Origin of the sequence: Curvibacter sp. PAE-UM (assembly GCF_001432305.1) — a bacterium.
In the GTDB taxonomy this organism is placed as follows: Bacteria; Pseudomonadota; Gammaproteobacteria; order Burkholderiales; family Burkholderiaceae_C; genus Hylemonella.
On record NZ_KQ483358.1, the window covers coordinates 2,563,835 to 2,586,437 of the forward strand.

At 65.7% G+C, this 22,603-nt stretch carries 21 protein-coding genes and 1 riboswitch; of the genes, 12 read left to right on the forward strand and 9 right to left on the reverse strand.

All coding sequences use genetic code 11. The features are described from left to right. Nucleotides 1–33: 33 nt before the first annotated feature. Nucleotides 34–765, forward strand: a complete 732-nt coding sequence (locus AO057_RS12415; RefSeq protein ID WP_156404551.1) for a transporter substrate-binding domain-containing protein — start codon at nucleotides 34–36, stop codon at nucleotides 763–765. 25 nt (nucleotides 766–790) lie between these two features. Here AO057_RS12415 and AO057_RS12420 read toward each other — a convergent pair whose 3' ends face one another. From AO057_RS12420 to AO057_RS12450, 7 genes are read right to left on the reverse strand one after another with little or no spacing between them, the layout of a single operon-like run. Then, nucleotides 791–2,251, reverse strand: coding sequence for a cobyric acid synthase (locus AO057_RS12420; protein WP_057676249.1), 1,461 nt, complete (start codon nucleotides 2,249–2,251; stop codon nucleotides 791–793). Between the two features lie 28 nt (nucleotides 2,252–2,279). Then, the gene (gene cobO, locus AO057_RS12425) at nucleotides 2,280–2,849 is read right to left on the reverse strand and encodes a cob(I)yrinic acid a,c-diamide adenosyltransferase (RefSeq protein WP_057676250.1); all 570 of its coding nucleotides are present in this window, start codon (nucleotides 2,847–2,849) and stop codon (nucleotides 2,280–2,282) included. A gap of 9 nt (nucleotides 2,850–2,858) precedes the next feature. After that, entirely contained in the window at nucleotides 2,859–3,626 is a 768-nt protein-coding gene (locus AO057_RS12430; protein WP_057676251.1) for an ABC transporter ATP-binding protein, read from the reverse strand. Beyond that, nucleotides 3,623–4,636 carry a FecCD family ABC transporter permease gene (locus AO057_RS12435; protein ID WP_057676252.1) on the reverse strand — a complete coding sequence of 338 codons (1,014 nt, stop codon included), beginning with the start codon at nucleotides 4,634–4,636 and terminating at the stop codon, nucleotides 3,623–3,625. Before AO057_RS12435 ends, AO057_RS12430 begins: the two co-directional genes overlap by 4 nt. After that, nucleotides 4,633–5,514 carry an ABC transporter substrate-binding protein gene (locus AO057_RS12440; protein ID WP_057676253.1) on the reverse strand — a complete coding sequence of 294 codons (882 nt, stop codon included), beginning with the start codon at nucleotides 5,512–5,514 and terminating at the stop codon, nucleotides 4,633–4,635. Before AO057_RS12440 ends, AO057_RS12435 begins: the two co-directional genes overlap by 4 nt. Beyond that, nucleotides 5,507–6,316, reverse strand: a complete 810-nt coding sequence (locus tag AO057_RS12445; protein WP_057676254.1) for an ABC transporter substrate-binding protein — start codon at nucleotides 6,314–6,316, stop codon at nucleotides 5,507–5,509. Before AO057_RS12445 ends, AO057_RS12440 begins: the two co-directional genes overlap by 8 nt. Nucleotides 6,317–6,324: 8 nt before the next feature. Continuing rightward, nucleotides 6,325–8,100, reverse strand: coding sequence for a TonB-dependent receptor domain-containing protein (locus AO057_RS12450; RefSeq protein ID WP_168163371.1), 1,776 nt, complete (start codon nucleotides 8,098–8,100; stop codon nucleotides 6,325–6,327). A gap of 171 nt (nucleotides 8,101–8,271) precedes the next feature. After that, a riboswitch (cobalamin riboswitch) is annotated at nucleotides 8,272–8,508 on the reverse strand. A gap of 37 nt (nucleotides 8,509–8,545) precedes the next feature. On the opposite strand from AO057_RS12450, the gene zapB reads away from it, so the two are divergent. The 8 genes from zapB (at nucleotide 8,546) to AO057_RS12490 (ending at nucleotide 15,729) form a co-directional block, all read left to right on the forward strand. Next, on the forward strand, nucleotides 8,546–8,776 hold the full coding sequence (gene zapB / locus AO057_RS12455; protein WP_057676256.1) for a cell division protein ZapB: 231 nt from the start codon (nucleotides 8,546–8,548) through the stop codon (nucleotides 8,774–8,776). After that, the gene (locus tag AO057_RS12460) at nucleotides 8,773–9,102 is read left to right on the forward strand and encodes a cell division protein ZapA (protein ID WP_057676257.1); all 330 of its coding nucleotides are present in this window, start codon (nucleotides 8,773–8,775) and stop codon (nucleotides 9,100–9,102) included. Before zapB ends, AO057_RS12460 begins: the two co-directional genes overlap by 4 nt. Nucleotides 9,103–9,382: 280 nt before the next feature. Next, nucleotides 9,383–10,183 (forward strand): sulfite exporter TauE/SafE family protein, encoded by an 801-nt coding sequence (locus tag AO057_RS12465; protein WP_057676258.1) that lies wholly within the window; start codon nucleotides 9,383–9,385, stop codon nucleotides 10,181–10,183. 88 nt (nucleotides 10,184–10,271) lie between these two features. Beyond that, nucleotides 10,272–11,210, forward strand: coding sequence for a methionyl-tRNA formyltransferase (locus AO057_RS12470; protein ID WP_057676259.1), 939 nt, complete (start codon nucleotides 10,272–10,274; stop codon nucleotides 11,208–11,210). A 405-nt stretch (nucleotides 11,211–11,615) separates the two neighbouring features. After that, a complete protein-coding gene (locus AO057_RS12475) occupies nucleotides 11,616–12,638 on the forward strand; it encodes a Bug family tripartite tricarboxylate transporter substrate binding protein (protein ID WP_082605545.1) in 1,023 nt (340 codons plus the stop codon). A gap of 154 nt (nucleotides 12,639–12,792) precedes the next feature. After that, the gene (locus tag AO057_RS12480; RefSeq protein WP_057676260.1) at nucleotides 12,793–13,314 is read left to right on the forward strand and encodes a tripartite tricarboxylate transporter TctB family protein; all 522 of its coding nucleotides are present in this window, start codon (nucleotides 12,793–12,795) and stop codon (nucleotides 13,312–13,314) included. 33 nt (nucleotides 13,315–13,347) lie between these two features. Next, nucleotides 13,348–14,877: a tripartite tricarboxylate transporter permease gene (locus tag AO057_RS12485; protein WP_057676261.1), complete on the forward strand. Its 1,530-nt coding sequence runs from the start codon at nucleotides 13,348–13,350 to the stop codon at nucleotides 14,875–14,877. Between the two features lie 18 nt (nucleotides 14,878–14,895). Next, nucleotides 14,896–15,729 carry a cytidylate kinase family protein gene (locus AO057_RS12490; RefSeq protein ID WP_057676262.1) on the forward strand — a complete coding sequence of 278 codons (834 nt, stop codon included), beginning with the start codon at nucleotides 14,896–14,898 and terminating at the stop codon, nucleotides 15,727–15,729. 54 nt (nucleotides 15,730–15,783) lie between these two features. On the opposite strand, the gene AO057_RS12495 is transcribed toward AO057_RS12490, so the two are convergent. Next, on the reverse strand, nucleotides 15,784–16,392 hold the full coding sequence (locus tag AO057_RS12495) for a Crp/Fnr family transcriptional regulator (protein WP_057676263.1): 609 nt from the start codon (nucleotides 16,390–16,392) through the stop codon (nucleotides 15,784–15,786). A gap of 286 nt (nucleotides 16,393–16,678) precedes the next feature. Here AO057_RS12495 and oxc point away from each other — a divergent pair, with 286 nt between their 5' ends. The 3 genes from oxc (at nucleotide 16,679) to frc (AO057_RS12510) (ending at nucleotide 21,218) form a co-directional block, all read left to right on the forward strand. Then, entirely contained in the window at nucleotides 16,679–18,412 is a 1,734-nt protein-coding gene (gene oxc / locus AO057_RS12500; protein WP_057676264.1) for an oxalyl-CoA decarboxylase, read from the forward strand. 36 nt (nucleotides 18,413–18,448) lie between these two features. Next, nucleotides 18,449–19,723, forward strand: a complete 1,275-nt coding sequence (gene frc / locus AO057_RS12505; protein ID WP_057676265.1) for a formyl-CoA transferase — start codon at nucleotides 18,449–18,451, stop codon at nucleotides 19,721–19,723. A 247-nt stretch (nucleotides 19,724–19,970) separates the two neighbouring features. After that, entirely contained in the window at nucleotides 19,971–21,218 is a 1,248-nt protein-coding gene (gene frc / locus AO057_RS12510) for a formyl-CoA transferase (protein ID WP_057676266.1), read from the forward strand. An 83-nt stretch (nucleotides 21,219–21,301) separates the two neighbouring features. Here frc (AO057_RS12510) and AO057_RS12515 read toward each other — a convergent pair whose 3' ends face one another. Continuing rightward, nucleotides 21,302–22,573, reverse strand: coding sequence for an HD-GYP domain-containing protein (locus tag AO057_RS12515; RefSeq protein ID WP_057676267.1), 1,272 nt, complete (start codon nucleotides 22,571–22,573; stop codon nucleotides 21,302–21,304). Nucleotides 22,574–22,603: the final 30 nt, after the last annotated feature.

The window sequence follows — 22,603 nt, forward strand, 5'->3', positions numbered from 1 at the left end:
GCATTTGTGATTTGTGAAAAGAAAGACCACACCATGACGACTGAGGGCAAGCTGGCGCAGGAACTCACACCGACGGGAAAACTGAGGGTCGGTGTGGCCTACGCCCCCAAGACCACGCCGGTCTTTGTCGCGCGGAACGCCGATGGCAGTTACCGGGGCGTTCCCCTCGACCTGGGCCGCGCGCTGGCACAGGAGTTGGGGGTTCCAATGGAAGTCTTTGCAGCGGCAACGACCGCGGAATTGACACAAGCCTGTCTTTCCGGTGCCATCGACCTGGGTTTCATGCCCGCGGATGAAGCCCGCCGCCAGCAACTCGATTTCAGCCCGCCCTACTTCGTCATCGAAAGCACCTTCCTCGCGGCCGGACACACCGGCATCGCCAGCTTTGCCGATGTCGACCGGGCCGGCATCACGGTCGTGGGGATCGCCGGTTCGACCACGATCCGCGCTGCAGAACGCAGCCTCGGGGCCGCGACGGTCGTGGCGGCGAAATCGATCGATGAAGCCATGACCATGATGAAGTCAGGCCAGGCCCATGCCTTCGCCCTGACGCATGACGCCTTGCCACCCCTGCAACAGGAGTTGCCGGGCTCCCGCATCCTGGACGGCGCCTTCCAGGTGACCGGGGTGGCGATGGCGGTGCGCAAGCATCAGCCCGAGGCACTCGCCTGCATCACGCAGTTCATCCAGGCTGCCAAGGCCAGCGGCATGCTCAGGCGCGCGTTTGACGATGCCGGCTTGGGCGGACAGAAGATGGCCCCCTGAGCCCTCGCGGCCAGCCTGGCCGCGTTCAAGGCGCAATGAGCGCATCCAGCACACCGGGCTCGAAGTGCCGCTCGATGTAATCGGCCAGGCCTTCGAACACCGACTCCAGCGTGGGCACACGCGCCGCGCCCTGACGCCCGAACAGCGCCTGCAGCACGGCTGTTTCCTCGAACAGGCCGTGCAGGTACAGGCCCAGCACGTTGCCGGCCGCGTTCTGCCAGCCCAGGCCGGGCAAGACCTCACGCGCCACGTCGCCCTTGGCCGCCATGGCCGGATGCTGCGCGGTCTGGCCGTGGTGGATTTCGTAGCCACTCACGCGCACCCCTGAAAGTGCGGCCCACGGGCCCTGCAGCGTGGCGAAGCCGGCGTGCGTGTGCTGCACCGTCTTGGCCGGCTCGAAGCTGGTGACCAGGGGCAGCAGGCCCAGGCCGGGGGCATTGCCGTCGATGCCGTGCGCATCGATCAGCGCCTCGCCCAGCATCTGCAGGCCACCACAGACGCCCAGCACCACCCTGCCCTGCGCAGCGTGCTCGGCGATGGCGCGGTCCAGGCCCTGGGCGCGCAGCCAGGCCAGGTCGCCACTCGTGTGCTTGGAGCCGGGCAAGATGATCCAGTCCACGCCCTGCAGTTCGGCCGGGCTGCGTGCCCAGCGCAGGTGCACACCCGGCACGTTCTTCAGCGGCTGGAATTCGTCGAGGTTGCTGATGCGCGGATAAGCCACGACGGCGATGCGCGTGGTGATCTTGCCGCTGTTCGAATGTCTGTCATCAAACACCCCATCCTCTTCGGGTAAGCCGTGCTGCCGCCACATGGGCAGCGTGGCCACGGTGGGCACGCCGGTGAGGTCCTGCAGCATCTGCGGGCCTGGGGCCAGCAAGGCGGCGTCGCCACGGAAGCGGTTGAGCACGAAACCGCGGATCAGCGCGCGGTCGGCTTCAGGTATCAAAGCCCAGGTGCCGTAGAGATGGGCGAAGGCGCCGCCACGGTCGATGTCGGTGACCAGCAGGCAGGCGGCCCGGGCGTGGCGTGCGATGCGCAGGTTGACGATGTCGCTGGCCGCCAGGTTGATCTCGGCCGGCGAGCCGGCGCCTTCGATCACCACCACGTCGTTCTCGGCCATGAGTTCGTCGAGCGCTTGCGCCACCACGGGCCAGACCTTCTCGCTGCGGCCGCGCCAGTCCATGCGCGTGAGTTCATCGTTCACCTGGCCCAGCAGCACGACCTGGCTGTGCGTGTCGCGCTCGGGCTTGAGCAGCAGCGGGTTCATGCGGACCTCGGGCGCGGCTTTCGCGGCCAGGGCCTGGAAATACTGCGCGCTGCCGATCTCGCCCCCAGCAACAACCCGGGCGTTGTTGCTCATGTTCTGCGCCTTGTAGGGCGCGACCTTCAGCCCCTGGCGCGCGTAATACCGGCACAGGGCCGTGGCCAGCCAGCTCTTGCCGGCGCCACTGGTGGTGCCCAGCACCATGACGGCACGGGCGCTCATCGGTGGATTCCTTGGGCGTGTTCCATCGTCAGTCCTCGATGCCGCGCTGGGCCGGGATGCCGGCGCGGAAGGCGTGTTTGACCAGGGCCATCTCGGTCACGGTGTCGGCCAGCGCGATCAGCTCAGGCGGGCAGCGCCGGCCGGTCAGCACCACGTGCACGTCTTTCGGACGATCCCGCAGCGTGGCCAGCACCTCGTCCAGGGGCAGCCAGCCGTAGATCAGCGGGTAGGTGATCTCGTCGAGGGTGACCATGAAAAATTGGCCGCCCAGGATGTCGGCCCGTGCGCGCAACCAGCCGGCGCGCGCCAGTTCTGCGGAATGGTCGAGGTCCTTGCTCTTCCAGCTGAAGCCGTCACCGAGGCCAACGACCGGAATGCCGAGCTGCTCGAAGACGCGGTGTTCGCCGAAGCGCGCGCCGTCGGGCTTGATGAACTGGTAGACCTTGACCGGCTTGCCGCGGCCATGCGCACGCAGGGCCAGGCCGAAGGCCGCGGTGCTCTTGCCCTTGCCGTCGCCGGTGTTGACGATGAGCAGGCCGCGGCGTTCACCCTCGCGCGGCGCGTAGGGCTTTTCGGTGGGCGGAGTTTCGATCTGCATGCTCTGTCCTTACAAACGCGGCAGCGAGACCCACAACCCGTCGACCGCGGCGATGCGGATGCGCTGCTCGAACACCTGCTCCAGCGCGCGGTGCGTGGCCGCGTCCGCACAGGCGCCCTGGTGGCGCACCTGGCCGGCGGCCATGATGACCATCTCGTCGGCCTGCAGAGCCAGCGAGAGTTCGTGCAGCACGCTGACCACCGTCTTGCCACTGGCCACCACGTCGCGCATCAGCAGCATCCAGTCCACCTGGTGCGGCGGGTCGAGGTTGGCCAGCGGTTCGTCCAGCAGCAGCACATCGGCCTGCACGGCCAGCGCGCGCGCCAGCAGCACGCGCTGGCGCTCGCCGCCCGAGAGCTGGCCCAGGGAGCGGCCACGCCAGTCCCAGGCCTGCGTGGCGCGCAAGGCCTGCTCCACGGCGGCCAGGTCGGCCGCACCGGGTGGCGCCAGCCAGGCCTGGTGCGGCAGGCGGCCCAGCAGGGCCACGTCGAAGACGGTCAGGTCGTCACCCGCACTGCCGTTCTGGCCCAACCAGGCCAGCTGCCGTGCGCAGGCGCGACGGTCCAGGGTGTCCAGCGGCTGGCCCAGCAGGCTCACGCTGCCCTGCGCGGGCAGCAGTTGCGCCAGAACTTTCAGCAGGGTGGACTTGCCCGCGCCATTGGGGCCGACGATGCTGGTCCAGCGGCCGGCCGGCAGATCGAGATCGATGCCGTGCAGCACCTCGGCCTCGCCCAGGCGGGCACGCAGGGCACGGGCGCTGAGTGCGGGTGCCGTCATGCGCCCCGCCCCTGCACACCCTGGTGATGCATGAGCCACAGCAGGTAGCTGCCGCCGAGCACGGCGGTGAGCACACCCACGGGCAGTTCCTGCGGCGCCAGCAGGCCGCGCGCCAGGGTGTCGGCTGCCATCAGCAGCACGCCGCCCATCAGACTGGACAGCAGAATGAGACGGCCATGCGTGGTCTTGGTGACGGAGCGCACCAGGTGCGGCGCGGCCAGGCCGACGAAACCGATCAGCCCGGTCTGCGCCACTGCCGTGCCCGTGGCCAGGGCCAGCACCACGACCAGCACCGCACGCAGCGTGGCCACCGGCAGGCCCAGGCTGGTGGCGGTGGCCTCGCCCAGCGTGAGGCCGTCGAGCACATGGCTGCCGGCCCAGGCCAGCAGCAGGCCCGGCAGCAGCACCGCGGCCATCAGGGCGCAGGCAGCCCAGTCGACAAAAGCGGTCGAGCCCAGGATGAAGGCCTGCAGGGTCTGCATGACCTCGGGCACCAGCAGCATGGTGAGCGAGCTCATGGCGCCCAGCACCACGCCCACCACCACGCCGGCCAGCAGCAGGCGCAGGGTGTGCTGCACGCCGCTGGCCAGCGCCAGCGTGAGCAGCACGGCGGCCATGGCCCCGATGAAGGCAGCGCCAGTCAGGCCCAGCTGGCGCAGCCAGGGCGCGGCCACGCCGCCGCCCAGCAGGACCAGCGCCAGCGCCATGCCCAGCGAGGCGCCCGAGGCACTGCCCAGCAGGTAGGGATCGGCCAGCGGGTTGCGGAACAGGCCCTGGGCAATGGCGCCGGCCAGGCCCAGCAGCGCACCGGCCAGCCAGGCGCCCAGGGTGCGCGGCACGCGGATGTCCCAGACAATCTGCCAGGCCAGTGCATCGCGGTGCATGCTGCGCAGGCTCTCCAGCCCGGTGCTGCCCACGCTGGCGCCCAGCAACAGCCCGGCCACGGTGAGCAGCAGCAGGACGGCCCCCAGCACCAGGGCGCGGCGCTGCTGGCGGGATATTTCCCTCATGGTGGGACCCCCTGGCCGCTCAGGCATGCGGCCATGAGGCGAGCGCCTTCGGCCATGCGCGGGCCGGCGCGCACCAGCACGTCGGACTGCTGCGGCGTGTAGGCGCAGACGCGTTGCGCGCGGATGGCGCGCAGGCCGGCCCAGCCCGGGCGGCGGACCATGGCCGCGGCATTGCTGTCGCCCACCATGATGAGATCGGGATCGGCGCGCACCACGAACTCGGGGTTGAGCTTGGGAAAAGGCCCCAGCTCGCCCGACACGATGTTGCGCGCACCCAGGCGCGCCAGGGTCTCGCCGATGAAGGAGGTTTCGCTGGCGGCATAGGGTCCGCTGTTGACTTCGAAGTAGACGCGCGCGCCGTGGGCGGCCGCGGGCAGCGACTGCGCGGCGGCCTGCATTTCGGCTTCGATCTCGCGCCAGACGCGCTGCGCCCCGTTGCCGGGCGGCACGCCCAGCAGCTCGCCGACCTGCTCCAGCACGCGCTTCACGCCCGCGTGGCTGCGCGGCTCGAAGGCCGCGACCGTCAGCCCCAGGGACTGCAGGCGCTGCGCGGCGCGCGAGGACGTGGCCAGCAGCACCAGGTCGGGCTGGAGGGCCACGATGGCCTCGACGCTGGGGTCGAGGCCGCCGCCCACCTGGGGCAAGGCACGCACGCTGGCCGGGTGATTCGAATAACGATCCCGGCCCACCAGGCGCTGGCACTGGCCCAGAGCGCAGACGGTCTCGGTCAGCGAGGGCAGCAGGCTGACGATGCGCTGCGGCGGCCGGGCCAGCGTGACGCGTTCGCCGCGGTCGTCGATGAGCTCGATGGTGGCATGCGCGAACTGCCCCACCGACAGCAAAAGCAAACCCAGGAAGAGGCGCCAGCCTTCAAGCATGGCGCGCGCCCCAGGCCATGACGAGGCGGTGCAGTTGCTCCACACCGTCGGTCAGCGCGGCCGGGCCGGGCTGCAGGATGTCGGCGGACTTGATCTCGAAGAGCTGCTGGTCTTGCACGGCCGGCACGTCCGACCAGCCGGGGCGCGCGGCCACTTTTTCGGGACGGAATTTCTTGCCGCACCAGGAGCCGACGATGAGCTCGGGAGCACGGCGCACGATCTCCAGCGGGTCGGCCACGATGCGATCCTTGCCCAGGGCCTGCACGGCCAGCTCGGGGAAGATGTCGTCGCCACCGGCGATGCCGATCAGCTCGGACACCCAGCGGATGGCGCTGATGGCCGGCTCGTCCCATTCCTCGAAATAGACACGCGGACGGCGCGGCAGCGCGGCGGCGGCGACCCGGATGGCATCGAGCCGCGCCTGCATGGCGGTGATGCGCAACAGGCCCGGCTCGGCCTGCCCCACCATGGCCGCAACCTGGTAGAGCATGGCAAAGATGTCGGCCACGCTGCGCTGATTGAAGATGGTGACCTGCACACCGTGGCGGATCAGCGCCGAGGCGATGTCGGCCTGCAGGTCGGAAAAGCCGAACACGCAGTCCGGCTGCAGCGCGAGGATCTTGTCGATCTTCGCGTTGAGGAAGGCGCTGACGCGCGGTTTCTCCTGGCGCGCGCGTGGCGGGCGCACCGTGTAGCCCGAGATGCCCACGATGCGCCGCTCCTGGCCCAGCAGGTACAGCCACTCCGTCGTCTCCTCGGTGAGGCAGACGATGCGTTGGGGGCCGTAGTCCTGCGGGGTCATGGATCAGGTCAGCGTTGCTGCCAGGCCAGGGTCAGCGACACGCTCAGGGGTGGCGTGTTGTAGCCGTAGGCCAGCTGGTAGGGGCGGTCCAGCGCATTTTCCACCTTGAAGCGCAGCGTCCATTCCGGGGCGACCGGGCGCGAGGCATACAGGGCCAGCGTGGTGTAACCCGGCAGCAGCTTGTCGGGTGAGCCACTGTCGTAACGATTGTCCGAGGCGTTGAGCTTGAAGCCGGCCGAGGTCTGCCCGAGCTGGCGCCAGATGTCCAGCGCACCATAGAGGCGGGCCCGCCGCGCCAGGCGCGTGTTGTCCGACTCGTTCCACGGGTCCTGGGAAACCAGGGTGTAGCGGACGTTGTTGTCGGCCAGCTGCGTCTTGCCGGTGAGCTCGACGCCCTGGTTGCGGACCTTGCCGATGTTGACCGGGGTGAACGGCGAGACCGATTGCCAGTAGATGGCATCGCTGGTGCGGGTATCGAAGGCCACGACGCGGAACAGCTCGGCGCCCTCGGCATACGTCAGCCCCACTTCCTGGCTCAGGTGGGTCTCGGGCTTGAGGTTGATGTTGTTCGACAGCTCTCCGGCGCTGGGCGCGCGGAAACCGGTGGCGACGCTGCCCGTCAGGCGCCACTGCGGGTTGAGCCGGTAACCCAGGCCCAGCAGGCCCGAGGTGTTGTCCCAGCTGCCCTTGTAGCTCGTATCCACCTTGTTCACGTTCACCGTGTCATGGCGCAGATTGGCCTGCACCGACAGATCGCCGAAGGCCTGGTTGAGGCCGGCGAAATAACCGCGCAGCACGCGACCGGCCTGGTAACCGCTGGAGGTGGCGTCGGCGCTGAAGGTCTCGTTGCCGGCATCCAGGCCGAAGTTGAGCACCCGGCTCTTGCCGGCGGCATAGGTGTTGAACCAGCGCAGCGAGTTCTGCTGGCCCATCAGCAGGCCCGAATCGAAACTGGTCCGGTAGGCCTGGTCGTTCCGGTAGTCGCGCATGTCGAGGTTGGTGCGGCTGAGGTCCAGGCGGCTGTTCCAGTCGGCGTTGAGCTGGCCTTGCGCAAAGACGTTGAGCAGGCCGTTCTCGCGCCGCAGCAGGTTCTTGTCCGTCGCGGTGGCGGTGCCGGAGCCGTTGTCGTAGGCCACGTCCGAGCGGGTCAGGCTGGCATAGGCGCCGAGGGTCAGGTCCCGGGAGATGCGTTTGGCCACCTTGCCCGACAGGTGCGTGCGGTCGACGCTGTCGTTATCTGGGTTGACCTTGGCGTTCTGCTGCGGGCTCATGGCGGAGAAGCCGTCGGTGTGGTCGCGGCCCAGGTCGAAACGCCAGGACACGTCGTCCTGCTGGCCGGCATAACCGGCCGTCACCGCCTGGGTGTTGCGGTTGCCCAGCGTCACCGAGCCGTAGCCGCCCGGCTTGCCACCGAGCTGGCGCGTGAAGATGTTCAGCACGCCGCCCACGGCGGCCTCGCCGTAGAGGCCGCTGGCGTTGCCGCGCAGCAGTTCGATGCGCTCGACCTGCTGTAGCGGCAGGTCGATGGCGCTCAGGTTGCCCCAGCCGTCGGCCATGGCGCGCACGCCGTCGATCATGATGACCAGGTTCTTGCTGTCGGCGCCGCGCAGGAAGAAGGAGGTGGTGGTGCCCGGGCCGCCGTTGCGGCCGAACTCGAAGCCGGCTTCACCCTGCAGCAGATCGGCCAGCGAGACGGCCTGGGAACGATCGATGTCTTCCCGCGTGATCAGCGTGACCGAAGGCAGCACGTCGGCCAGCGGCTGCTCGACCCGGGCGGCAGTCACCACGGTTTCCGGAAGTTGGGAGGATTGCGCCAGGATGGGCAATGGCAATGCGGCAAGGCAGGACAGGACCGCCAGGCGCGTCTTTTGCGAACGGATTTTCATTGGAACTTACGATGGACAATGCCCTCACCGTCTTCCCCGACAGTGCATGGGCGGCACGGCATCACGCAGGCGCGACACCACTTCATTGGCCGGTATCCGGGCTGATGGAAACAACCTTCATCGCCTTCCCGGACGCTTGTTCAGGGCATCCAGTGGCTGGGTGATGAAAGCGGAGCCTTGCGGCTCGTCCACTTACCGTTGCGGGGGCAGCGCAGGTTGGGCTCGCCATGACGGCTCACCTTCCTGCTTCCCGTTGAACTGCGGCATGTGAACCACACCGCGAGCACCAACGTTGTAGATTTTACGTTCGAAATCTTGCGTAAACCCTACAATGGCTTGATCTATGTCGAACCCGTCCCAAATCGAGCAACTGGTCGAACGCGTCGAGCGTCTGCTCGTGCGCCATGAGGAACTGCAGCGCACCAACGAGCTGCTGACCGACCAGATCGATGAGTTGACGGCCGAACGCGACCAGCTCAAGTCCCGCCTGGGCGCCGCGCGCTCCCGTGTGGATGCGCTGCTGGAGCGCCTGTCCGAACCGGCCGAGACCGACGGCCACAAGGACGCCACATGAAACAGCTCGAAGTGCAGATCATGGGGCAGAGCTACCTGCTGGGCTGCCCCGAAGGCGGCGAGACCAGCCTGCTGGATGCCGTGGAACGCGTGGATACCGCCATGTGCAAGATCCGCGACGCCGGCAAGGTCAAGGCGCGCGACCGCATTGCCGTGCTGGCCGCACTGAACCTGGCCTTCGAGCTGAGCGACCGCGGCACGGCCGCGTTGGCACCGGCCCCGCGTGCCGCCAGCGCCATCGTGCCTCGCGCCGACGACAACGCCGTGCTGGGCGCGCTGATCGGGCGGCTCGATGCGGCGCTGGGCCAGGACGGCCAGCTGATTTAAGCCCCACTGTGGCCGGCCTGCTGCGTGCAGGGCAAAAGTCGCCGCCATCTTTTCGGCATCCCACTACAATGGCTCGGTCTGCAATGCCATCGGGCTTTAAATTCCTTGAACCAATGCTCATTGAGCCCGGGCTTGGAAATTGCCTGGCTAGCGTGATCGTCTCGCGTCAGATGAACCCAAAGCCAACGCTGACCTCGCCCACCTGAACCCCGGTTCAGGATGCGGCCTGGTGGCACTTGCAGACACCTACATTCCGCGCGCCCTTCTCAGAAATTCCCCGATGTTCCTTGAACCCCAGTTGATCGTCGAACTGGCCCTGATGGGCGTGTGTGCCGGATTCCTGGCCGGCCTGCTGGGCATCGGCGGGGGCATGATCATGGTGCCCTTCATGACCATCATCCTGGAGTCCAAGGACTTCCCGGCCGAGTACGTGGTCAAGATGGCGGTGGCCACCTCGCTGGCCACGATCTGCTTCACCTCGCTCTCCTCGGTGCGCGCGCACCACAAGCACGGCGCCGTGCTCTGGCCGGTGGCGCGCCTGCTGGCGCCGGGCATCGTGCTCGGCGGCCTGATCGGCGCGCAGATCGCCGCGGCCCTGCCCACCCGTGTGCTGGGCCTGGTGTTCTCGCTGTTCATCGCCTACTCGGCCACGCAGATGTTCATCGACCGCAAGCCCAAGCCCTCGCGCACCCTGCCCGGCGGCCTGGGCATGTTCGGCATGGGCAATGTGATCGGCCTGCTGTCCTCGGTGGTGGGCGCCGGCGGCGCTTTCGTCTCGGTGCCCTTCATGACCTGGTGCAACGTGAAGATCCATCAGGCCGTGGCCACGTCGGCGGCGCTGGGCTTCCCGATCGCGCTGGCCGGCACGCTGGGCTACATCTGGGCCGGGCGCGACCTGCCGGACATGCCGCCGGGTGCCTTCGGTTACCTCTACCTGCCCGGCCTGCTGGTGATCGCCACGGCCAGCATCCTGACGGCCCCGCTGGGCGCACGCACCGCGCACCGCATGGACATCCGCCCGCTCAAGCGCGCCTTCGCCGTGGTGCTCTACCTGCTGGCGGCCTACTTCCTGATGCGTTGATGACGCCAGGCTGATAGGTCCGCCCTGTAAGCCACGGATAATCCGGCTTCTATAAGCTCGCACTGAATTCCGAGGAGACAAGATAACCATGCGTATTGCCATCATCGGCCAACAGGATTTCGGCAAGGCCGTGCTCGAAGCCTTCCTGGCGCGCGGCGACACCGTTGCCGGCGTGTTCTGCAAACCCGAGAAGCCGGGCGAGAAGCCCGATGCCCTGCGCGCCGCCGCTGAAGCGGCCGGCCTCAAGGTCTTCCAGCTGCCCAGCCTCAAGAGCCCCGAGGCTGAAGCAGCCCTGCGCGACCTGAACGTCGACCTCGGCATCATGGCCTACGTGCTGCAGTTCGCGCCGCAGTCCTTCGTGGGCATCCCCAAGCACGGCACCATCCAGTACCACCCCTCGCTGCTGCCGAAATACCGCGGCCCTTCGTCCATCAACTGGCCGATCGCCCGCGGCGACAGCGAGACCGGCCTCACCATCTTCCGCCCCACCGACGGCCTGGACGAGGGCCCGGTGATCCTGCAGAAGCGCTGCCCCATCGGCCCCGACGACACGCTGGGCGATGTCTACTTCAAGCACCTCTTCCCGCAGGGCGTGGCCGCCATGCTGGAGGCCGCCGATCTGGTGGTGGCCGGCAAACACACCGAAGTGGTGCAGGAGGAAAGCCAGGCCAGCTATGAAGGCTGGTTCAAGGCTGAGGAGTCGAAGATCAACTGGGCCAACCACGTGGACCAGGTCTACAACCTGATCCGCGCCTGCAACCCGGCGCCCGGCGCCTGGTGCGAGCTGGGCGGCGTGAAGGTCTCGATCTACGACTGTCGCAAGCATCCCGTGCGCACCTTCGGCGCGGTGCGCGGCAAGCCCGGCGAGATCGTTCAGGTCACCGAGCAGTCCCTCTTCATCTATGCCCAGGGCGGCACGATCGAGGTGCTGCGCCTCAAGCCCGAAGGCGGCAAGAAGATGGAGGCCGGCGAGTTCGCGCGCAGCCAGGGCCTGCAGCCGGCCAGCGAGAAAAAGAGCGCCGGCTGAAGGCGGCCTCGCGCCCCCTTTTGCATCACACGGGCAGCCAGCGGCTGCCCGTTTTGTTTCGGCGAGCGTCAACGACAAACATAAGAGGCCGTTGATGCGTATCAGAGTGAAAGTTTATGTTCAGGGCCCCGCTACGGGAGTAGCATGCAAGGCTGCGTGCCCGCAAGGAATGCATCAGAAAAAACATGCTGGAGCAGGCCCTCAACAGCGCTGCGAGCGTACGCAATATCCCCACTCGTAGAAACCCTAGGGGCTGCGAAAAAATCTGAAAAGTTGACCGCAATCAAGAGCAAATTCGCGAGAAAATTTCACAGTAGCAGCACATCGACTGCTGCAAGGCAATCGAGAGGCTAACGCAGAGTGGTCTTTCAATCGACAAACGTTCCATCAACAGGAGACAAAGAGATGAAGAGCTTTCAAGCCAAACTGAAAACCAGGGTCGTGGCAGCCGCCACGGCCGTCATCGCTGCGGCCGGGCTGAGCGCCTCGCTGCCGGCCATGGCCTGGGAGCCGACCAAGCCGGTCGAGTTCGTGGTGCCCGCCGGCACCGGTGGCGGTGCCGACCAGATGGCCCGCCTGATGCAGGGCATCATCGTCAAGCACAAGCTGATGAACCAGTCCCTGATCGTCGTGAACAAGTCGGGCGGCGCTGGCGCCGAGGGCTTCCTCTCGGTCAAGGAAGCCAAGGGCGATCCGCACAAGATCATCATCACCCTGTCCAACCTGTTCACCACGCCCCTGGCCACCGGTGTTCCCTTCAACTGGAAGGAAATGACGCCCGTCTCCATGATGGCGCTCGACCAGTTCGTGCTGTGGACCAACGCCGAGAAGCCCTACAAGAACGCCAAGGAGTACATCGACGCCGTGAAGGCCGCCGGCCCGAGCAAGTTCAAGATGGGCGGCACCGGCTCCAAGCAGGAAGACCAGATCCTGACCGTGGGTCTCGAGAAGGCCACCGGCACCAAGTTCATCTACATCCCCTTCAAGGGGGGCGGTGAAGTGGCTGTGCAGCTCGTCGGCGGCCACGTCGATTCGAGCGTGAACAACCCGGCCGAGGCCGTGGCCCAGTGGCGTGCCGGCAAGCTGCGCGCCCTGTGCGTGTTCGACGACACCCGCCTGCCCTACAAGACCAAGGTGACCGACACCCAGTCCTGGAACGACATCCCGACCTGCAAGGAAGCGGGCGTGCCGGCCGACTACGTCATGCTGCGCGGCATCTTCGCTGCCCCCGGCATCTCGGCTGACCAGCTCAAGTACTACGTCGACCTGATGAACAAGATCCGTGCTACTCCCGACTGGAAGGAGTACATGGAAAAGGGTGCCTTCAACCAGACCTTCATGACCGGTGCTGACTTCAACAAGTGGCTGACCGCCGCTGAAAACAACCACCGCGACCTCATGAAGGAAGCCGGTTTCCTGGCCAAGTAAGCCCAAAACCATCTGCGGGTCCGGCCCTCCTGCCGGGACTGGACCCGCCCTCTCCCACCCCCACGCAAAGCACAGCGGGACGGTGGCCAGTCTGGACTGGCGCTGACCCTAGTTTTCTGCCGCCCGAAATTACCTCATCAGCACCTCTTTCGTCATGGAATCGAATATGGAATCACACGAAGGCGAACGCACCGGCGTAGCCACCAACATCATCGATGCGATCGTCGCGATCCTGGTAATCATCATGGGTGGCACCATCATTTATGGCAGCCGCAAGCTGGGTTCCGAGTGGACCAGTGACGGCCCCGGTGCCGGCTATTTCCCCTTCTACATCGGCCTGATCCTCTGCATCTCCGGCGTCGGCGTGCTGTACCAGGCCCTGGCCGGCAAAGTCAAGAACACCGAGGTGTTCGTTGACCGCGAATCCTTCAAGCGCGTGCTCTCGGTGCTGCTGCCCGCCGCCGTCTACGTGGGCGCGATCCAGGTGATCGGCATCTACGTCGCCTCGGCCCTCTACATCGCCCTTTTCATGATCATCCTGGGCAAGTACAGCTGGCTCAAGAGCGTCATCATCGCCCTGGCAGTCAACACCGTGTTCTTCATGATGTTTGAAGTCTGGTTCAAGGTGCCGCTGCACAAGGGCGCCTACGACATGCTCAGCTTCCTGGGTTATTGAGAAAACGCCAGGAAATTACGGAGACTTAAGAAAATGGAAGAACTCAACGCACTGTTCCAGGGCTTCGCCGTCGTGATGACGCCCATGAACTTTCTGCTCATGGTGGTGGGCATCGTCCTCGGCGTGCTGATCGGCGTGCTGCCAGGTCTGGGCGGCGCCAACGGCGTGGCCATCCTGCTGCCGCTGACCTTCAGCATGAACCCGACCTCGGCCATCATCATGCTGTCCTGCATCTACTGGGGGGCCCTCTTCGGCGGCGCCATCACCTCGGTGCTGTTCAACATCCCGGGTGAACCCTGGTCGGTCGCCACGACCTTCGACGGTTACCCCATGGCCCAGAAGGGTCACGCCGGCGAAGCGCTGACCGGCGCCTTCACCTCGTCCTTCGTGGGTGCCTTCGTTGCCGTGGTGATGATCACCTTCCTGGCACCGATGGTGGCCAAGTTCGCCCTGAAGTTCGGCCCGCCCGAATTCTTCTCGGTCTACCTGCTGACCTTCTGCAGCTTCGTGGGCATGGGCAAGGGCTCGCCGTTCAAGATCCTGGCTTCGATGACCATCGGCTTCGGCCTGGCCGCCGTGGGCATGGACACCGTGACCGGCCAGCTGCGCCTGACCTTCGGCTTCACCGAACTGATGCGCGGCTTCGACTTCCTGATCGCGGTGATCGGCCTGTTCGGCATCGGCGAGATCCTGCTCTCCATGGAAGAAGGCCTGGCCTTCTCCGGCAAGAGCGCCAAGATCGACCCCAAGGTCGTCTGGCAGACCTGGAAGAAGCTGCCCCAGTACTGGGCCACTTCGATCCGCGCTTCGCTGATCGGCATCTGGATGGGCATCACCCCTGGCGGCGCCACCCCGGCTTCCTTCATGAGCTACGGTATCGCCAAGAAGATGTCCAAGAACGGCGCCAAGTTCGGCACCGGTGAACTCGAAGGCGTCGTGGCGCCGGAAACCGCAGCGCACGCAGCCGGCACCGCCGCCCTGCTGCCCATGCTGGCTCTTGGCATCCCGGGTTCGCCCACCGCGGCCGTGCTGCTGGGTGGCCTGCTGATCTGGGGTCTGCAACCCGGCCCGCTGCTCTTCGTCGAGCAGAAGGACTTCGTCTGGGGCCTGATCGCCTCCATGTACCTGGGCAACCTGGTCGGCCTGATCGTGGTGCTGACCACCGTGCCGCTGTTCGCCTCGATCCTGCGCATCCCCTTCTCGATCATCGCCCCGGTGATCATCGTGATCTGCGCGATCGGTGCCTACACCGTGCACAACGCCATGCTCGACATCTGGTTCATGCTGCTGTTCGGCGTGGTGGGCTACGTGTTCAAGAAGCTCGACTACCCGCTCGCGCCGCTGGTGCTGGCCCTGGTGCTGGGTGACAAGGCCGAAGACTCCTTCCGCCAGGCCATGCTGGTCTCGCAGGGCGAACTCTCGGTCATGTATTCCAACGGGCTGGTCGGCTCCATCACCACGCTGGCCCTGGTCCTGCTGTTCTGGCCGGTCATCTCCAAGCTGATCGCCCTGATCAAGCCGCCCAAGAAGGACGAGTTCGCCGACCAGCGCGGCGTGGACTGATACAAGGAGAAACACGATATGCCCGTCATCGCACTAACCCAAGGAATGGGCTCGCTGGCCCAGGATGTCGCCGAGAAACTCGCAGCTGACCTCGGCCTGCAGAACATGGAGCACGAGGTGGCGGCCCGGGTGGCCGACAAGATGCACGTCTCCAAGAGCCTGATCAACCGGCTGCGCAGCGGCAAGGCCGGCCTGATCGAAGGCCTGCGCGCCGACAAGGACGCCATGGCGATCTATACCGCCGAGGAAGTGCTCGACGCTGCCGCACGCGGCAATGTCGTGATCCGCGGCTGGGGCGCGACGCAGCTGCTGCGCGCGGTGCCCCACATCCCGTGCATCCGCATCATGCGCCCGCTCGAACAGCGGGTCGAATGGCTTATGGAGAAGCTGGGAACGGATGACCGCGACCTGGCCAGGGCCGAGATCCAGCGCAGCGACCAGGCCAATGCCGCACGCATGCACGATCAGTTCGGCGTGAACTGGGGCGATCCGGTGCTGTTCGACATGGTGCTCAACACCGAGCGCCTCTCTGTCGAGAGCTGCGTCGAGCAGATCAAGAACCTGCTCAAGCGCCCCGAGTTCGCCGAGACCCAGGCATCGAAGACGCTGCTACAGTGCATGGCGCTCAGCACCCGGATTCGGGTCGCCCTGAGCAACCATGCGGACACGCATGCTGTCGATATCGCCACCGAGTGCGTGGACGGCAACGTCACGCTGCGCGGCATCGTGGCCGACGACGCCGAGAAAGCCGCGGCCGTCCGTGTGGTCCAGGGTGTGGCAGGCGTGAAATCCGTCGACAGCCAGTTGCGCGCGTTCACCGACGCACGGCACTTCCCCACCAACCGTCGTTGATCGACGTTGCGCCGTGCCGACCTCGCGTCGCGGCACGGCGCCCTCCCCTGCGCATCAGATCTTGCCGCGCTGCTTGAGCCGGCTGAGGGTCTCGGCCGAGAGGTTCATGTAGGCCGCGAGTTCCTTTTTCGGAATGCGGTCGAACAGTTCGGGGTGCTTGCGCAGAAAACGGTGCACCCGGCCAGGTGCATCCAGCAGGTGCAGTGTGATGGTGTGCGCCATGATTTCACTCATGAGGTTCATCACGCAATATTCAAAGATGCGTTTTTCTTCCGCGTGGCGCTCCAGAAAGGCAATCCACTCGGGCATGGGCAGCTTGACCACACGGGCCTTGGTCACCGAGACGATGCTGTAGGGCGTAGGTGTCTTGAGAGACCATGCGGCGTAGCTGGTCTCCATCTCGCGCTCGGCGGCAAAGCGCAGGATCATTTCCTTGCCCTGGGCATTGGCCACCACCCGCTTGAGCACCCCGTCGAGGATGAAATACTGCTCCATCTCGTGCACGCCCTGGTGCAGCAGGAAATCACCCTTGTTGCAATCCACCACGGTGAGGTGCTGTTCCAGTTCCTCGTGCGACGCCGCACTCATGCCCTTGAGCACGTTATTCTGGCGGAGCTGAACCCGAATGATGTTCTTTTCCGGATGGTTCTCGATGGATGTCATGGGCCAGGGATCGCGCGTTCGCGCCGGTAGCGGGCCGGCTTCCCGTGGAAAGCCGGTTATTTGTCCCGAAAATTGACCGTGGTCAATGGCGGAACCTGAATCGGTTTCTATCATAACCCGTCGATGCAAATGGGCCCTGTTGACACCTCGTCGAACGAGGGCCCGCAGCACCACCTGAAACCCCGATTGCGCGCTCCCGGGGCCCCCCAGATTCGAGGAGCCGCGGATATTTGCCAGCCGGATCGCCCGACTTCCACAGACGTCAAAAACCGAGAGAGACTACACCATGTCCAACGACGCTCAATCCAGAGAACTGACCGACGGTTTCCACCTGGTCATCGATGCTCTGAAACTCAACGGCATCACCAACATCTACGGCCTGCCGGGCATCCCGGTCACCGACCTGACCCGCATGATGCAGGAAGAAGGCCTGCGCGTGATCTCCTTCCGTCACGAGCAGAACGCCGGCAACGCCGCCGCCATCGCCGGCTTCATGACCGGCAAGCCCGGCGTGTGCCTGACGGTGTCCGCCCCCGGCTTCCTCAACGGCCTGACCGCCCTGGCCAACGCCACCACCAACTGCTTCCCCATGATCCTGATCTCCGGCTCCTCCGAGCGCGAGATCGTCGACCTGCAGCAGGGTGACTACGAAGAGATGGACCAGCTGGCCATCGCCAAGCCCCTGTGCAAGGCCGCCTTCCGCGTGCTCAACGCCGAGGACATCGGTGTGGGCATCGCCCGCGCCATCCGCTCCGCCGTCTCCGGCCGCCCGGGCGGTGTCTACCTGGACCTGCCGGCCAAGCTGTTCGGCCAGGCCATGGACGCCGCTGCCGGCAAGGCTTCGCTGATCAAGGTGGTCGACCCCGCGCCGCGCCAGATCCCCGCTCCGGACGCCGTCAAGCGCGCGCTGGACCTGCTCAAGGGCGCCAAGAAGCCCCTGATCCTGCTGGGCAAGGGTGCTGCCTACGCCCAGGCCGACGCCGACATCAAGACCCTGGTCGAGAAGTCCGGCATCCCCTACCTGCCGATGTCCATGGCCAAGGGCATCCTGCCCGACACCCATGAGCAGTGCGCCTCGGCCGCCCGCTCCTTCGTGCTGCCGGAAGCCGATGTGGTGATGCTGGTGGGCGCGCGCCTGAACTGGCTGCTGTCGCACGGCAAGGGCAAGACCTGGGGTGGCAAGGACCACAAGAACGCCGGTGGCCAGAAGTTCATCCAGATCGACATCTCGCCCACCGAAGCCGACAGCAACGTGGCCATCGACGCCCCGCTGGTCGGTGACATCGGCTCCTGCGTGTCCGCCCTGCTCACCGGCATGGGCGCCAACTGGGCCAAGCCCCCGGCCGAATGGACCGGCGCCGTGGCCGAGCGCAAGAACAAGAACGTCGCGAAGATGGCCGAGACCCTGGCCAAGGATCCCTCGCCGATGAACTACCACAGCTCGCTGAACGTGGTGCGCGACATCATCAAGGCCAACCCGGATGCCATCCTGGTCAACGAAGGCGCCAACGCGCTGGACTTCACCCGCTCCATCGTCGACATGTACAAGCCGCGCAAGCGCCTGGACGTGGGCACCTGGGGCGTGATGGGCATCGGCATGGGTTTCGCCGTGGCCGCCGCCGTGGAATCCGGCCAGCCGGTGATCGCCATCGAGGGCGACAGCGCCTTCGGTTTCAGCGGCATGGAGGTCGAGACCATCTGCCGCTACAACCTGCCGGTCTGCATCGTCATCATGAACAACAACGGCGTCTACCGCGGTGACGAGCTGGCGCGTGGCGGCTCCAGCGATCCCTCGCCCCTGGTGTTCGTCAAGGGCGCCCGCTACGACAAGCTGATGGAAGCCTTCGGTGGCGTCGGCGTGCAGGCCAGCACCCCGGCCGAACTGCGCCGCGCGATGGAAGAAGCCATCAAGTCGCGCAAGCCCACCCTGATCAACGCCATCATCGACGAAAAAGCCGGCACCGAAAGCGGCCGTATCACCAGCCTCAACCCCACGAGTGCTGCGACCAAGAAGCACTGATTTCACTAGCGCAACAACCCACAAGGAGATATGCACATGTCTGGAAACCAACCCCTCAAGGGCATCAAGATCATCGACTTCACGCACGTGCAAGCCGGTCCGGCCTGCACCCAGCTGCTGGCCTGGTTCGGCGCTGACGTGATCAAGGTCGAGCGCCCGGGCTCCGGCGATGTCACCCGCAGCCAGCTGCGCGACATGCCCGATGCCGACGCGCTGTACTTCACGATGCTCAACAGCAACAAGCGTTCGCTGACCCTGGACACCAAGACGGCCGAGGGCAAGGAAGTGCTCGAGAAGCTGATCAAGAAGTCCGACGTCATGGTCGAGAACTTCGGCCCCGGCGCCCTGGACCGCATGGGCTTCACCTGGGAGCACATCCAGAAGCTCAACCCCGGCATGGTCCTGGCTTCGGTTAAGGGCTTCAGCGACGGCCACCACTACGAAGACCTGAAGGTCTACGAAAACGTGGCCCAGTGCGCCGGCGGTTCCGCTTCGACCACCGGCTGGTGGAAGGGCGAGAACTCCCAGCCCACCATCTCCGCTGCGGCCCTGGGTGACTCCAACACCGGCATGCACCTGGCCATCGGCATCCTGACCGCCATCATCGGCCGCCAGCAGACCGGCAAGGGCCAGAAGGTGGCCGTGTCCATGCAGGACGCCGTGCTGAACCTCTGCCGCGTGAAGATGCGCGACCAGCAGCGCCTGGAGCGCCTGGGCTACCTGGAAGAGTATCCCCAGTACCCGCACGAGATGGAAGCCTTCGCCGACAAGGTGACCCCGCGTGGCGGCAACGCCGGCGGCGGCGGCCAGCCGGGCTGGATCCTGAAGTGCAAGGGCTGGGAGAAGGATCCCAATGCCTACATCTATTTCACGGTGCAGGGCCACGCCTGGGAGCCGATCTGCGACGCGCTGGGCAAACCCGAGTGGAAGACCGATCCGGCCTACACCACCCCGAAGGCCCGCCAGCCGCACATCATGGAAATCTTCGCCACCATCGAAGACTTCATCAAGGACAAGACCAAGTTCGAAGCCGTGGACATCTTCCGCAAGTTCGACATTCCTTGCGCCCCGGTGCTGTCCATGAAGGAACTGCTGGTCGATGAATCGCTGCGCAAGAGCGGCTCCATCGTCGAAGTGCCGCACCCCGTGCGCGGCAGCTACTTCACCATCGGCAGCCCGATCAAGTTCTCGGACCTCAAGCCCGAAGTCACGGCTTCCCCGCTGCTGGGCCAACACACCGACGAGGTGCTGGCCGAGCTGGGTTACAGCAAGGACCAGATCACGTCCATGCACGGCAAGAAAGCCGTCTGAGGACGTCCTTCCCCGACATGAAAACGGCGCCTTCGGGCGCCGTTTTTTTTGCCTGGACGGTGCTGCCTGTTTTTTCGGCAAGGATCGTGGACTTCTCCTCTGTACGCATGTATCAGTGAGGCCCTGCGCGCACATAAAAAACGACAATATTTCAATGCGTTGAAACCCCTATAATGACCAAGTCATATAGAAGACCTGTCTCTTCTATTCATAAGAATTTTTTATCATTAGAACCAGGAGTTTTTCCATGACCAAGGCCCTCGAAGGAGTGCGCATCCTCGACTTCACACACGTGCAGTCGGGACCCACCTGCACACAGCTGCTGGCGTGGTTCGGCGCCGACGTGATCAAGGTGGAGAAGGCCGGTGAAGGCGATGCCACGCGCGGACAGCTGCGTGACATCCCGAACGCCGACAGCCTGTACTTCACCATGCTCAACCACAACAAGCGCTCCATCACCCTGGACACCAAGAACCCCAAGGGCAAGGAAGTGCTGGTCAAGCTGATCAAGGAATGCGATGTGATGGTCGAGAACTTCGCCCCGGGCGCGCTCGACCGCATGGGCTTTCCCTGGGAGAAGATCCAGGAGATCAACCCGCGCATCATCCTGGCCTCGGTCAAGGGTTTCGGCCCCGGCCCCTATGTCGACTGCAAGGTCTACGAGAACGTGGCCCAGTGCACGGGCGGCGCAGCGTCCACCACCGGCGATCCGGACGGCCTGCCCATGGTGACGGGCGCGCAGATCGGTGACAGCGGCACCGGCCTGCACCTGGCCCTGGGCATCGTCACCGCCCTGTTCCAGCGCGAGAAGACCGGCCGCGGCCAGAAGGTGCTCGCCGCCATGCAGGATGCCGTGCTCAACCTGTGCCGCGTGAAGCTGCGCGACCAGCAGCGCCTGGAGCGCACCGGTGAGCTGCGCGAGTACCCGCAGTTCCCCGACATCGAATTCGGCGAAGCCGTGCCGCGCGCGGGCAACGCCTCGGGCGGCGGCCAGCCGGGCTCCATCCTCAAGTGCAAGGGCTGGCAGAAGGACCCGAACGCCTACATCTACTTCATCACCCAGGGCGCCGTCTGGCCGGCCATCTGCAAGATCATCGGCGAGGAAGACTGGATCACCAACCCGCACTTCGCCACGCCGCAGGCCCGCCTGCCGCACCTGAAGATGATCTTCGCACGCATCGAGGAATGGACCAAGACCAAGACCAAGTTCGAGGCCATGGACATCCTCAACGAGTTCGACATCCCGTGCGGCCCCATCCTCTCCATGAAGGAAATCGCCGAAGACCAGTCGCTGCGCGAGACCGGCACCATCGTGGAAGTCGACCACCCGGTGCGTGGCAAGTACCTGAGCGTGGGCAACCCCATCAAGCTCTCGGACAGCCCGACCGACGTGACCCGCTCGCCCCTGCTGGGCGAGCACACCGAGGAAGTACTGATGCAGATGGGCTACAACAAGGCCCAACTCGACGAATTGCGCGCCGCCAAGGCGATCTGATCCGTCGCTGCCCTGCCCGCTGTACCGCGCGCATGAAAAAAGCCAGGGCCAGCCCTGGCTTTTGCTTTTGTGCCCGCGGTGACTCAGGCGTCTGCCAGCGGCGCCGGGCCTGAGCTCTCGAAATAGTAGGCGATGCGCTGGCGCGGGCCCAGGTACTCCAGCGCCTCGGGCGGCAGGCTGGCCGGCTTGAGACTGCGGCGGATGCCGATGCCGGGCTGGCTTTCCAGGTCCAGGATCAGGGCCTCGTGCTTGGGCACCGAAGGCTCGTGCACGATCACACGGGGCTTGAGCGGGCGCACCGAGTTGACGGAGACGACCAGCGCATAACGGCCGTCGATGAGCTGCACCACCGAACCGGGCGGGTAGACCCCCATCATGCGGATGAAAGCGCTCAGCACGATGTTGTCGAAACGCGCCTTGTGCTGCGCGAACAGCAGGGACAGTGCCTCGTGCGGGGTCAGTGCCGTCACCAGACGGACCGGGTTGCACAGGTTGTCGTAACGGTTGACCAGGGCCAGGATGCGCGCCGGCATCGTCAGGTCGCCGCCAGGCGGCCGCATGGGGAAGCCGGTGCCGTCGATCAGCTCGTGGTGCTGGGCGATGGCCATCAGCGCCCCTTCGCTGAGCTGCATGCGGTTGGCGATGGCCACGCCCTTGTTGACGTGCTCCTGGTAGAGCTTGAAGTCCTCGATGGAAAAGCCGTCCTCGAACCAGCGCACGCGCTGGGGCAGCTGCAGCTTGCCCACGTCGTGCAGGAAGGCGCCCACGCCCAGGTCGACCAGGGCCTGGCCCGCCAGGCCCATGGCCTTGCCCAGCAGCAGGCTCATCACGGTGACGTTGACCGGGTGCATGGCGGCGCGCTCGCCCACGCCTTCGGACAGCAGGCGGATCGCTGCCTCGCCGTCGCAGGCCATTTCCTGCACGAAAGCTTCAATCATGGCCACGCACTCGTCGCGCACGAGTTGCGGCTGATCCAGCACCTGCTCCTGCACGCGCCGGTATTGCTGCTGGGCCACGCCGAATTTCTGCTCACAGGCCTTCAGGCTCTGCTGCTGCGACTCGATCAGCGCAGCGCGGCGCCGGCGAAACTCCCGGTCCTTCGCCAGAGCGCGCGCGGCCGATGCCTCGTCCATGGCCGGCAGGCTCGGCAGTCCATCCGACGGCGAATCGCTCTTGGCCGGCACATAACGCACCTGCTTGAGGCCCAGGCCACGGATGGTTTCGATCTGGCGAGGAGAGGTGATCTTGAAGCTGCCGGTCGGAAAGGGATGCGACATCCAGCCCAGTTCGAGCTCGACGTAGAGCCCGATGCGCAGGTCAGAGATATTGATCAGTTCGGAATCGGAAGACTTCATGGGAATTTCGCGTCTGCCACCACCCTTGAA